The sequence below is a fragment of the Pseudomonas sp. 5Vm1k genome (assembly GCF_056161485.1).
Genome location: NZ_JBSPCZ010000019.1, coordinates 57,343 through 70,027, shown reverse-complemented (window position 1 = coordinate 70,027; position 12,685 = coordinate 57,343). Strand labels below are relative to the sequence as shown.

The 12,685-nt window shown below is 57.6% G+C and carries 12 protein-coding genes; 6 read left to right on the top strand and 6 right to left on the bottom strand.

Translation table 11 applies throughout. The annotated features are described in order from the left end of the window. Nucleotides 1-31 precede the first annotated feature (31 nt). Nucleotides 32-1,306 carry a glucarate dehydratase family protein gene (locus tag ACWIKB_RS27905; RefSeq protein WP_475270711.1) on the bottom strand — a complete coding sequence of 425 codons (1,275 nt, stop codon included), beginning with the start codon at nucleotides 1,304-1,306 and terminating at the stop codon, nucleotides 32-34. Nucleotides 1,307-1,332: 26 nt separating this feature from the next. After that, nucleotides 1,333-2,682 (bottom strand): MFS transporter, encoded by a 1,350-nt coding sequence (locus ACWIKB_RS27900; protein WP_475270710.1) that lies wholly within the window; start codon nucleotides 2,680-2,682, stop codon nucleotides 1,333-1,335. A gap of 105 nt (nucleotides 2,683-2,787) precedes the next feature. On the opposite strand from ACWIKB_RS27900, the gene ACWIKB_RS27895 reads away from it, so the two are divergent. After that, nucleotides 2,788-3,693: a LysR family transcriptional regulator gene (locus ACWIKB_RS27895; RefSeq protein ID WP_475270709.1), complete on the top strand. Its 906-nt coding sequence runs from the start codon at nucleotides 2,788-2,790 to the stop codon at nucleotides 3,691-3,693. A 46-nt stretch (nucleotides 3,694-3,739) separates the two neighbouring features. Here the strand turns inward: ACWIKB_RS27895 and ACWIKB_RS27890 are convergent, their stop codons facing one another. Both ACWIKB_RS27890 and treS read right to left on the bottom strand, forming a co-directional pair. Then, a complete protein-coding gene (locus ACWIKB_RS27890) occupies nucleotides 3,740-3,877 on the bottom strand; it encodes a hypothetical protein (RefSeq protein ID WP_475270708.1) in 138 nt (45 codons plus the stop codon). Nucleotides 3,878-4,189: 312 nt separating this feature from the next. After that, on the bottom strand, nucleotides 4,190-6,256 hold the full coding sequence (treS, locus tag ACWIKB_RS27885; protein ID WP_475270707.1) for a maltose alpha-D-glucosyltransferase: 2,067 nt from the start codon (nucleotides 6,254-6,256) through the stop codon (nucleotides 4,190-4,192). A 449-nt stretch (nucleotides 6,257-6,705) separates the two neighbouring features. On the opposite strand from treS, the gene ACWIKB_RS27880 reads away from it, so the two are divergent. From ACWIKB_RS27880 to ACWIKB_RS27870, 3 genes are all read left to right on the top strand, one after another. Further along, nucleotides 6,706-6,912 (top strand): hypothetical protein, encoded by a 207-nt coding sequence (locus tag ACWIKB_RS27880; protein ID WP_475270706.1) that lies wholly within the window; start codon nucleotides 6,706-6,708, stop codon nucleotides 6,910-6,912. Nucleotides 6,913-6,960: 48 nt separating this feature from the next. Beyond that, nucleotides 6,961-7,212 carry a hypothetical protein gene (locus tag ACWIKB_RS27875; protein WP_475270705.1) on the top strand — a complete coding sequence of 84 codons (252 nt, stop codon included), beginning with the start codon at nucleotides 6,961-6,963 and terminating at the stop codon, nucleotides 7,210-7,212. A 320-nt stretch (nucleotides 7,213-7,532) separates the two neighbouring features. Beyond that, a complete protein-coding gene (locus ACWIKB_RS27870) occupies nucleotides 7,533-8,066 on the top strand; it encodes a GNAT family N-acetyltransferase (protein WP_475270704.1) in 534 nt (177 codons plus the stop codon). A 237-nt stretch (nucleotides 8,067-8,303) separates the two neighbouring features. Here the strand turns inward: ACWIKB_RS27870 and ACWIKB_RS27865 are convergent, their stop codons facing one another. Next, the gene (locus ACWIKB_RS27865) at nucleotides 8,304-8,687 is read right to left on the bottom strand and encodes a YfeK family protein (protein ID WP_475270703.1); all 384 of its coding nucleotides are present in this window, start codon (nucleotides 8,685-8,687) and stop codon (nucleotides 8,304-8,306) included. A 479-nt stretch (nucleotides 8,688-9,166) separates the two neighbouring features. Next, a complete protein-coding gene (locus ACWIKB_RS27860; RefSeq protein WP_475270702.1) occupies nucleotides 9,167-10,405 on the bottom strand; it encodes an MFS transporter in 1,239 nt (412 codons plus the stop codon). Between the two features lie 100 nt (nucleotides 10,406-10,505). On the opposite strand from ACWIKB_RS27860, the gene ACWIKB_RS27855 reads away from it, so the two are divergent. Beyond that, a complete protein-coding gene (locus tag ACWIKB_RS27855; RefSeq protein WP_475270701.1) occupies nucleotides 10,506-11,477 on the top strand; it encodes a cupin domain-containing protein in 972 nt (323 codons plus the stop codon). Between the two features lie 251 nt (nucleotides 11,478-11,728). Then, a complete protein-coding gene (locus ACWIKB_RS27850; RefSeq protein WP_475270700.1) occupies nucleotides 11,729-11,977 on the top strand; it encodes a hypothetical protein in 249 nt (82 codons plus the stop codon). Nucleotides 11,978-12,685: the final 708 nt, after the last annotated feature.

Sequence of the window (12,685 nt, the reverse complement as noted above, 5' to 3'; positions counted from 1 at the left end):
TCAGTGCCAGCTGTAAGTTTTCACTCAGACATCAAAACCTCGGCTTAACCGTCTTCCACTCCGGCTTATACCGCTGCATCTGTTTCACATCATCGCGCTGACGAATGCCGCAGGTCAGGTATTGATCATGCAGCTTGCCCAACTGATCGTGATCCAGCTCCAGGCCCAAACCGGGCGCACGGGTGATCTTCACGCAACCATCGACGATCGGCAGTTTGCCGCCCTTGATCACCTCCTCGTCCGGTTCCTGCCACGGGTAATGAGTGTCGCAGGCGTAATCCAGATTCGGCACCGACGCGGCCACATGAGCCATCGCCATCAGGCTGATGCCCAGGTGCGAGTTGGAATGCATGGACACGCCCAGGCCAAACGTCTGGCACATTTTCGCCAGGGCCTGGGTGTCGCGCAGGCCGCCCCAATAATGGTGATCGGCAAGCACGATCTGCACACTGTTCAACGCCACGCTGCGGCGGAATTCATCGAAATCGGTGACCACCATATTGGTCGCCAACGGTAGACCAGTGCGTTTGTGCAGCTCGGACATACCTTCAAGGCCCGGCGTCGGATCTTCGTAATATTGCAGGTCATCGCCCAGCAGTTCGGCCATGCGAATCGAGGTTTCCAGCGACCAGTTGGCATTCGGATCAATGCGCAATGGATAACCGGGAAATGCCTTCTTCAACGCCTTGATACACGCCACTTCATGTTCCGGCTCTAGCGCACCAGCCTTGAGCTTGATGCTCTTGAAGCCGTAGGTTTCGATCATGCGCCGCGCTTGAGCGACGATCTGTTCTTCGTTCAGCGCCTCGCCCCAACTGTCTGGTTTGTAGGGCGAATCGATGTGCTGTGCATACTTGAAAAACAGGTAGGCGCTGAACGGAATTTCATCACGAATCGCCCCGCCCAGAAGGTCCACCAACGGCACGTTCAATGAGTGCGCCTGCAGGTCGAGAAACGCCACTTCAAACGCTGAATACGCGTTGCTCACCGCCTTGCTGGCATGGGAACCCGGAGCCAGTTCGGCACCGGCAATGCTCGTGGTTTTATTGGCCGCCACGGTCGCTTGCACATTGGCGCGCAACTGGTTGAGGTTGAACGGGTCGAGGCCGATCAGTTGATCCTTGAGCTGCATCTGGATCGCCAGCGCCGGGGCATCGCCGTAGCTCTCGCCGAGGCCGATGTAGCCATTGTCGCTCTCGATTTCAATGATCGAACGCAGCGCAAAAGGTTCGTGAATGCCGCTGGCGTTGAGCAGTGGCGGATCACGGAAGGCGATGGGGGTCACGGTCACTCGTGTGATTTTCAAAGGGTCAGGCTCCGATTATTCAAGTCTTAATGTGAAGCGGCGTGGCTCGGCACCACGACGTCGTTGCGCGGGGTTGGTGTGCCGGCTTTCGGGGTGGTGCGGGCAAAGAAGATCACCACGGCGGCCACCAGCGAAGTCGCTGCGAGGCCGTACATGCCACCTTCGATTGAACCGGTGGATTGCTCCAGGAAGCCGAACGCCGTCGGTGCGACGAAGCCGCCCAGGTTGCCGATGGAATTGATCAGCGCGATCACTGCCGCCGCAATGCGCGCATCCAGATAGCTTTGCGGGATTGGCCAGAACAGTGCCGAAGCAGCCTTGAAGCCGATGGCGGCAAAACAGATCGCGACAAAGGCGAAGACCGGGCCGCCGGTGGTGGACATGAACGTGCCGAACGCGGCGATCACCAGGGTCAGCGCGACCCAGGCCTGCTGGAATTTCCATTTGCTGGCCATGGCCGCGAAGCCGTACATCGCGATGATGGAAATGATCCACGGCACCGAATTAAACAGGCCGACCTGGAAGTCGCCGAGGTTGCCCATCTTCTTGATCATGCTCGGCAGCCAGAACGTAGCGCCGTAGATGGTCAGGGCAATGGAAAAGTAGATGAAGCAGAACAACGCAATCTGCCGGTCGGCCAACAGCTTGAACATCGACGGCTTGGGCCCTTTCGCGGCTTCGCGGATTTGCTGTTCCTCGGCGATGGCGCTGATCAGCGCGCCCCGCTCTTCCTCGCTCAGCCATTTCGCCTCACGTGGATGGGATTGCAGCCAGAACCAGACAAAACCGCACAGTACGATGGAAGCGAAGCCCTCGATCAGGAACATCCACTGCCAGCCATGCAGGTTCAAGCCGTTGACGTTCAACAGCGCGCCGGAGACCGGGCCGGAAATCACCGAGGCAATCGCCGAACCGCTGAGGAACACCGCCATGGTCTTGCCGCGTTCAGACGCCGGCAGCCACTGGGTGAAGTAGTAAATGATGCCGGGAAAGAAGCCGGCCTCTGCCGCGCCGAGGATAAAGCGCAGCACATAGAAACTGGTTTCACCTTTGACGAAGGCCATCGCCATGGCAGCGGCGCCCCAGGTGAACATGATCCGCGTCAGCCAGACGCGCGCGCCGTAGCGTTGCAGCAGCATGTTGGACGGCACTTCGAACAGCGCGTAACCGACAAAAAACAAACCGGCGCCCAAACCATAGGCCGCGGCGCCGATACCGAGGTCCGTCTCCATGTGGCTGCGTACGAAACCGATGTTGACCCGGTCGATGTAGTTGACGATGAACATGACCACGAACAGCGGCAGCACATGCCGTTTCACTTTCGCGGCAGCACGGGCGAGTACCGTGGGCTCCGGCGAACTCTGGAGGGTTTTCAAGGGGCGACTCCCGATCTTGTTTTTTTGGGGACAGCCCGATCATGGACGCGGCAATTGATCCCGTCTAATCTAACTTGGCATTCGATTGATACCTGGATTAGATCAATGTTCGAACTCACCCAGCTGCGCTGCTTCACCACGGTCGCCACCGAACTGAATTTCCGTCGCGCCGCCGAACGCTTGAACATGACCCAGCCGCCGCTCAGCCGACAGATTCAGCTGTTGGAGCATCACCTGGGCGTCGAGCTGTTCACCCGCACCACCCGCAGCGTCGCCTTGACCGCCGCCGGTCGCGCGTTCTTCATCGAAGCGCAGAACCTGCTGGAGCGCGCACAACAAGCGGCGGTCACCGCCCGACGCTTTGCCGAAGGGGATATCGGCACGGTCAACATCAGTTTCGTCGGCAGCGCGGTGTATGAATTCCTGCCTAAGGTCATCGCCGAAGCACGGCTCAAACAGCCCCACGTGAAAATCGATCTGTCGGAGATGAACACCTACCAGCAACACGAAGCGCTGCGCGCCCGCCGTATCGACTTGGGCATCGTCCGTGCGCCGTTGCTGGAGCCGGGCTACGCCACCGAATGCCTGGTGCGCGAGCCTTTTGTCCTGGCCGTGCCGAGCAATCATCGGCTGGCCAGCGCCGAAAACGTTTCCGTGCAAGACCTCGATGCGCAACCTTTCCTAATGTACTCCCACGCCGCCTACCCGCCGTTCAACGAACTGCTGACCGGTATGCTGCGCTCGGCGCGTGTCGCTCCGGAATACGTGCAATGGCTGGGTTCATCGCTGACGATCCTGGCCCTGGTCAACGCCGCAATGGGCCTGGCCCTGGTGCCGCGCTGCGCTACGAGTGTGGTGTTCAAGAACGTGGTGTTTCGCGACATCGATCTAGGGGAAGGCGTGCAAAGTGAGCTGCATCTGATCTGGCGCGAGAACAATGACAACCCGGCATTTGCGATGTTGCTGGAGGGGATTCGACGGGCGGTCCGGGACGGCTGGGGCCTCTCCTGAAACGCATGAAAAAGCCCAACCTTTTCAGGTTGGGCCCAGGCTCTCGCTAGTAGCGGTGGTACTCATGACCTCCGCCGTAGTCACGACCGTGATCGTGCCCATGCCCATCATGCCAATACGGCCAGCAGCCGCCGAGCAGCAAGGTTGCTGCAATCACCAACAGTAAAGGGGTCGTGCGTTTCATATGATCATCTCCGGGCAGGCAATGCCTGACGCTGTAATCATTTGAACTGCGCGAAAACACGATGGTTCAGAACACTCGGATCAACGGATCAGCTTTTCAACATCGCGACAAACGAAGTTTCGCTGATGGCGCTCAAGGCAGGTCAGCGAGACCTCGTGGCCCAAGCGGCACTGGATATCATCCTCGTTGAGATAGAGAACTGGCTCGTCACCTTCAGAGGTTCTGATCCAGCACTCACCCTCGACCTGTTTACGCGGTTCGCTGAGCTTTCTACTGCTCACCCTTCACCACTTCGACCGCCCTTGCGCCACCCTAGATCATCGGCGAACTACTGACCACCCGCAGCGCCAGACCTTCAAACGCATCCAGCGTAATGGTGAATTCACCCTCAGGCGTAAGATCTCCTTCAACTCGCTCATTGATGATGTCGACCACCGGCCCCGGCGCAATATTGGGCAGGTGCAGAGTCTCAGTAATCGGCGTCGAGCCGAAGTTCAGCGCAGTGATCTGCGTGCCTTTGCCGGCCGGCAATTCGTGAACCATGATCAGCAGCCCGGGATGCTCAACGTCGGGAATCAGGATCTGGCGACTGGCAGCGATGTCGTAGGCGCGGCGTGCGGCGAGGATTTTGCGCAGTTGCGAGACGAACGAGTCCGGGTCTTTCAACTGGCTCGGCAGGCTACCGTACAACGTCTTCGGACGTGGCATCTGCCCGGCCGACAACGGCGCTTCCGGGTTGAGGTCCACCAGGTCGTAGGCGCCGCGATGAACCCAGCGCGTGTCACCGTCGCCCATCAAATGCTCGACCTGTTCCGCCGGCAATGGCAGCGCCCCCACCAAATCCCAACCCGACAGCGCGAACACGCCTGGTTGCATGGCGTTGTACATCACCAACAGTAAATGGACTTGGCGAATCTGCTGGATATCGGCCGTGGTAATCGCGTCGAGGTCACGAATCCCCAAGGCGGCAGTGATGATGCTGGCGGTGGTGCAGGACACACCGTTGGTGACGAATTTCAGGTTGTAGGGCGCGTGCTCGCCGGCCAGGCGTTCGTACATCTGCTCGCGGATATGCTCACGCAAAATGTTGCCGGGAAAGGTCTGGCCCTGATAGAGGAAATTGTCATGGGCGTGCAGCGTCCAGAAATGCACCAACTCCAGGGTCAGTTCGTCGTGGTTCTGCAACGCGTGGATCAGCGACCCCGGATCGATGCCTTGGGTGTGCATCTGCCGCAGCATCAGGCGCAGGAACTCGGTATCGCCCATCAACAACGCATGTTGGTAGGCCGGTCGGGTGATGAAGTCGTACGAGAGATCAGCACCGCCGTGAGACATGGCGGCGATATCGTCGATGGTCAGGTTGAGCTCCTGGAAACTGAAACCACCGGCCTTACGAATCGCCCCGGCGAGCAACTGATTGCCGGTGATCGATAGCGGATGGCTTTCAGACCAGGCAGTGCCGTCGAGCTTGCGCTCTACGCCGAGGAAACCATTGGCGTCCAGGCGCAGGATTTTCGCACCCATGACATCGATGGCGTGCAAGGCATCACCGATGATCATCTGCTGCGCGGCGAAGGTCGGGTCCAGCCAGTTCAACGACGGCTGCCCTTCCTTGAAGTAATGCAGGTAGACCCAGCGCCGCGGCTTGCCATCGACCCCGACCACGACCGCGGTTGCGCTCCAGTCGGTTTCCTTGACCCCTGGCTCGAAGAAGATCACTCGCTGCAATTGCCCGACGATATAGTGCTTGTCCCGCAGCACATCGACCTGCGCCGGGCTGAGGTTTTGCGCGTCGCGCCCTTCGGCGATGTCCGGCAGCAGCGGCCAGTCTTCCTCACGGATCTCGACCATGTGGTACAGGCCCGGATAATCCTCGTACGCCATCTCGGCCAGGCGGAAATCCGCGCCTTTGCCGGTGTGCGAAGGGATCACGTCATCGATGATCACCGCATTATGCGCGGCGGCCATGCGGGTCAGCGCCTGAAGTTGCGCCTCGGTGCCCAGTTGCGGGTCAATCTCGAAACTGATGCGGTCAAAGTTGCCGTCAATCGTTGGCGTGTGCTTGGTCCCCGTCAGGCCACCGGACATTTTCAGCGGCCCATTGTGGATGCCCTGAATGCCGATTCTCGACAGCGCATGCCACAGGGTTTCATCCCCCAGCGCCTCCAGCACCGTGCCATTTTCGCGGGTAACGATGGAGGCCGGGTACGCGGTGAACCACACCGACGCCAGGGCCGAAGCATCCCGTGGCCGCGTATGGGCATAGGGTTGTTGCCACAACCGGCCTTGCCCGGAATACAGCTTGGCCCGCTGTTTTGCAGCATGCAGCATGGATTGCTCGACCAGCCAGGTCACTTGATTCTGTTCAGCAGCCGTCATAAAACAATTACCTATTGTCGGGGTTAAACCGCAATTGGCCAGTGCCTACGTACAGCAGCAAAGGCTTCGCTCGTCTTTATATGAGGCCTTGGCGTGGCATTCGTTGCGTCGGACTGGAAGGAAGCCTGGAATGACCCACGCCAGCTAGCTGGATCTGCAACCGCACCCTATTCCAGTATTCTGTCTCACGGCATTGCCGGCATGAGAATCGGCATCCGCCTGCGCAGCTTCAACCGTGACGAGCACCCGGACGAGGCTTACACCTTCGCCGAGATCCGGAGCAGCAGATCGCGATTTGGAGGCATGTGTTTTGGTGGGCGATGTACTATCGCCGATTGATCGTAAAAACTTTTTCATAGGGATATGGGCATGAGCAACCTCCAGACTGCAAGTCAGCTAGTGCTTTAGCGGGGGATGTACTCGCAACGCCCTGTAGAAGGGTTTCTGAAATGACGAAGAAACAATCGAAAGATAGAACAGTCACTGCTGCCGAAATTGAGCGATCTATTCAAGCACTGAACAAAATGGCGGAACGCCTCTGGGGTGATGGCCGAGAAGCTGAGGCGAAAGCGCTCCTCGATGCCCTGGATGCGCTAAATCGGGCGCTTGATCGGATCAGGATTGGCGAAAGCCGCAGGGTTGTGACTCTTCATTGAAGAGCGCCACGGCTGAAGTGCAATGTAATCTCCAAGGCGGTCGAATAAATGGCAGATCTGATACAAGGGCTCGACGGCCCCAGAACAGCGCAACAAGAGCTGTTTTACGACCTTGAGGATGCGACCGCAGTCATCGGCTGGTCAGTGGCCGAGCTGACTAATATGGCTGGCCGCGGCAAATCGCCCGATGACGCCGCTACGCTGATGAAGATCTCTGCGCTGCTGCAGTCCCAGCAAGAAAAGATTAGCCGCCACGCTGATGAGGTGAAGGCGGGAAGGATTGTGCGGGCCGCCGAGTAGCCCATGATGTTTGGTCACACGCTGTGCCAGGCGATGTATTCGCGATAGTTCGACGTCGTGGGTATTTTTGGTTTTACTCAAAAAAGAAAATTCATGGGCAGTCTTCCCCGGATCTTGGCTAATACCCCTACGCCCGGCCCAGTGCCGGGCTTTTTCGTTCGCGCCATTAAGTGCCTCCCTCCAGTCCCTCCACCGCACGCGAATAGACGGCGTTCGCCGCGTTTACCAACTCTTGGTAGAACCTGGCGCAGACGCGTTACGTTGCTCACTAGCTGAACCTAACGCTACGATTTGGCACATCCGAATCTATTGGGCAGAAAATGATGCAATCACTACCAGTCTCTCCGCCAATTGTTGGTGAGTCGCTAGAGCTTCGCCCACTAGAAGCTGATGACTTCGAATCGCTGTACAGCGTCGCATCCGATCCCCTGATCTGGGTTCAACATCCAAGCCCAATGCGGTATCAAGAACCCGTATTTCGCGAGTGGTTTAAAGAGGCGCTTGCTTCAAAGTGCGCGCTTATCGTTATAGACCGCAGCAACAACCAGGTGATTGGCTCCTCTCGCTACTACGAGTTCGATGAAAAAAAACGCGAAGTAGTTATCGGATTCACCTTCCTGGCTCGCGACAAATGGGGAGGCGGAACCAATAAAGAGTTGAAACTTTTAATGCTGACTCATGCATTTCAATGGGTGGACACTGTTTGGTTTCACATTGACAGTCAGAACATTCGATCTCAGCGAGCCATGGAAAAAATCGGCGGACTTCTCTCCCATCGCGCCACCAGACAGCTCGCCGACCGGACTCAGGAGTACCTGCTCTACAAGATAGAGAGACCGAATCGCTCTGATTGACGCACTCATTCTGGCTGTCTAATTGGGCGCTACAGGCAGGTGAATTTACGGTCTGTTTGGCACTGCGATTGGGGCCCAAAAAACATCGAATCGGACCCAGCCAACAACGCAACGACCAACGCTCCTGCGAAAAGTTTAATGCCGGTCACTCCTGTGAAAAGGCGAGCAACGCAGTATCGGGATGGTCTGAAACGAAAAAGCCCAGCGGCTAAGCTGGGCTTTTCATACTGAGCCAAATTACTGAAGCTGGCGTTGTCTCTGCAGCTCAGTCTTTAGCCACGAACTTGCTGGTTGTGATCCTGTAGGGCATCGCACCTCGTAAGCTTTGCCGCTCATGCTGCTTTTAGTAGCAGCGAGATCAATGAAATCCTCTGCGCTACTCACCATGTTCTTGTCTTGGAGGTAATTCAGCTTTTTTTCGAGATGCGCTCGAGCCTCGGGGCCTGGGTATTCGCTGCCATTGCGCACAAACTGACATTCGCTGTGCTCAACAAAATCCAGCAAGCCTTTTATCTCCTGGGTAGCCTGCGGCGTAGTTTGAGCCTGTGCACTGCTCATCGTCACAACAAGGCCGACACCAGCTGCCATCAGCCATCGCGCCAGTCCATTCACAATCCGCATGATTCTTCCTCATCCTGAAAGGCGCCACCCTATCACCGGTTTGCGCCTGTGCGAACCGTATGCGCAATGAAACTTTTATCAGTGGAGCAGCCCCCACAATTGCTTGTTCCACCCCTATCAACGAGTTATTGGGTAACAGCTGACCTGGCGCAATTCAAGCCTGCAAAGATGAACATACATTCATACAGCGGCAGCCGTAGGTGTCTACCCTCAAGGTTCTGACATAGTGAATACAGGAGTAACCCACCATGTTCTCGCACGAAAGCATCCCGCTTATTTCGCTCTTCATCATCATGCTGCTTTGCTTGCTTGGAGCCGTTCTTCACCCCGTGCACGCATTCTGGGGTTGGGTTCAAAGGCGAAAGAGTAGATCCATTCTCGAACGCACAGAGCAAGTGAGGAAGCTTTACTCTCGCTGAGCGATGTCCAAAGAGGCCCGGCAAAGTTCGGGCTTTTTGTTGTCCGCCTGAACGCACATCTTAAAGATGCAGAACCGGACCGCCCCCTGGCGCTTCGACCTTGACCCGCAGTCCGATCAGCAGCGCTGCGAGTAGCATCAGGATGCCGGCGGCGACAAATACACCGGTGATGCCACTGAAACTAAACATAGCGCCACCCGCAGCGGCACCCGCAGCGATCGCCGACTGCACCGAGGCCACCACCATTCCCCCCGCGCTTTCCGCCTGATCGGGCACCGCCCGGGCGACCCAATTCGACCACGCCACTGGCACGCCGCCGAAAGCCAGGCCCCAGAGTGCCAACAGCAACGCCTGACACGGCACAGAAGCAGGCAGCAGCACCAAGGCTAATGCTGCAACGCCAACCAGCGCGGGCATCAATACCATTGTCCCGCGTGGGCTACGTTCAAGAAGCCAGCCGGCCAGCAGCGTGCCGACGAAGTTAGCCGCGCCGAACCCCAGCAGCATCAGTGCCAGTCCTTCGGCCCCCACGCCGGTTGTGCTTTCCAGAAACGGCCGGATGTAGGTAAACAGTGCGAAGTGCCCTGTGTGCACCAGCACGCAGCCCAACATGCCCACGGCAATACCCGGACGCAGCAACACTTCAAGCACCGTTCTCAACCGCGCCACCCTGCGCGGTGCCAGAGGCGGCAGCGTGAACAGCTGGAAAACCAGCGTCACCACCCCGACGGCGGCGGCCGCCACAAAAGCACTGCGCCAGCCGTACAGTCCGCCCAAATAGCTACCGAGCGGCACCGCCACCACTGTGCCCACGGCAATACCGCTGAAAATAATCGACAAGGCCCGTGGCAGCAGCGCCGCTGGGACCAAGCGCATCGCCACTGCCGCCGCCATGCTCCAGAAGCCGCCCAGCGCGATGCCGAGCAGGATCCGCATGATCAGCAGCACTGTCAGGCTGGAAGAGAAAGCCACCAGCAGGTTGGAGGCAATCATCAGCGTGGAAAAGCACAGCAATACCACTCGCCGGTCGATCCCTCGCGTCAAGCCAGGCAGCAGTAACCCGGAGAACAGCGCCACCACTGCCGTGACGGTCACCGCCTGCCCCGCCAAGGCTTCCGACACCCCCAGCTCAACGGCCATCGGCGTCAGCAAGCTGGCCGGAAGGTACTCCGCCGTCAACAATCCAAACACGCCCATCGCCAGCGAAAATACCGCCATCCAGGCCGGCGTCGCCGGCTCTACATCAGCTTCGTTGCCAAAGCGCGCATTGGCTACAGCGTCACACACCCCACTATTCATCGTTAAACACCTCTGGAAAATTATCTCAACCAGAAGTCTACGGACGCAGAGACGGATGCTCTATGATGCGAAATCTCTAGTTTTTGACCGAAACCCCGGAATGACCTCTCTAGATCAGTTCGCTTTATCGTCCGATCTCATCAACGAACTGTTGCGCGACATGCGCCTGCGGGGCGTCGAGTACCGTCGCATCCAGGCTGGTCCCTCTTTCGGGCTGGGCTTCGCGGCCAAACCAGGACACGCCTACTTCCACTTCCTCGCCGTCGGCACCGCCGTCCTGCGTGCGGAGGACGGCACTGTGTACGAGTTGTCGGCCGGCAACGCCGTGTTCATCGCCCAGGGTGAAGCCCATCAACTTCTCTCAAGCCTGGACGTACCCGCCCAGGACATCGGCAGCTTCGACGCGGCCCCTCTCGGCGACGCGGTCTGCGCCGTGGATGCCTCACCCGGTGCCGAGGTCAGCCCCAGCACCATTATCTTTAGTGGCTGCATGGAGTTTGAACTTGGCAGCATGCATGGTCTCGGCGGCTTGATGCCTGATCTGATGCTGATTGATGCCAGGGGGCAGCGTTACCCTGGACTGATGCCGATTCTCGCCTCGATGGAGCACGAAGTTCGCTCCGCACGCGTCGGCTTCGCCGGCATTCTCGCGCGTCTCGCCGATGTCGTGGCGGCCATGATCGTGCGTGGCTGGGTTGAATGCGCCTGCGGCAACGCCTCTGGCCTGGTGGCCGCGTTACGCGACCCCAGGCTGGCCCGCGCGCTCCTGGCCTTGCACCAAGAGCCGGCGCGTGACTGGACTGTGGCGGAACTCGCAGCGCAATGTCATACCTCGCGCTCGGTCTTCGCGGAACGCTTCCAAGCCACTATCGGTATTCCCCCGCTACGCTATGCGACGGAGCTGCGGATGCGCCTCGCCAGTCAATGGCTGAGCCTGGAAAGATTGTCTATCGAAGCCGTGGCGCAGCGCCTGGGCTACACCTCGCAGGCGGCCTTCAGCCGTGCCTTCAAGCGCATCACCGGCCAGCCACCCGGCGCCAGCCGGCAAATGGCTCGTTCTATCGCCCCCTGAAGCACGAAGATGTGAAGTGCGCATAGACACTCGTATCGATCTGGAAAGTTTCTGGCGATCTGGCCAAGAAAATTCGGCAGGCCATGGAAGGACCAAATTTGGATATCCAGCCGTCAGTACCTATCGGTGCATCACCCAAAGCCTATCCCGACGCATCAAAAAAATTTGAACCGCTTTCGGACGCGCTCGCCTAATGATCAGCTTGTGGATAATTGCACAGGCAATGTGCCAATACCGACATACTCCGAGAGGTGGTCAACGTGGCTAAAGACGAGAAGAAAACCAAAGGTGAAGCTTCGAAAGCCAGCAAGGAATTAAAGGACAAAAAGTCATCACCGGCAAAGAAATCAGCTGCGGCCTCGGCTCTTTCGAAATCTTCCGAAAAGAAAGACAAGAAAAAAGATGCCGAACCAAAGAAATCTGTAAAAAAAGCTGAGAGCAAGCCGGAAAAGGCTAAGAAATCAGAGAAGGCAGAAAAGCCGGCGAAAAAGAAAAAGTGACATCTGCTATCCGCTAGGGCTTTACGCCCTAGCTTCCTCAGGCTATGTCGCCTTCGATAGCTGTCAATGAAATATGCCACAGCCGACTGGCTGCTATATTCAATGAACCTGACCGCTGACGCAGCACTCCGACTAAAAACGTTAAGTTAAAGGAAGTCATGATTGATTTTCTCCTCTCTATCCTGGACTACATAGGCCTGATTGATTCTGAGGCGAGAAAAGATGGCCCATCCACTTGGTCTCGACGCCATAGAAAACTAATCCGAGTGGTACTTATCGTATGCTGGGCCCCCTTCTGCGTGGGGCTTTTGATTCTCTTGGTTGCATGGGTGAGCAACCTGAGCCCCGTGTTGCAGAAAGTGGCAATAGGCGTAGGCGTAATCCAACTTATCGGTTTATTCGTATTGCTAGGTCGCCGGAACAAAGCTTAGACGCTTACATTTACAGAATCCCAGGCCATTGGTAGTTACCTTCAATAACACTTACCAATCAGCCAATCCTCCCTGGATTTGACCGGCGGCTATGGGGCCAGGCTATGGGAAAACGTTTTAGAGCGCGCTTGGTGGCCAGAATAGGGCTGAAAATTCCGTTCCTTGCCATGAACTCCAGCCTTTCCAAATATCGGGTGTCAGTGCCAATCCTTTAAGCAGTGCATGCATTGTTGCGCCCGCCAGGTTCTCAGCTGTCCACCGCAGAATGAACAGAAGG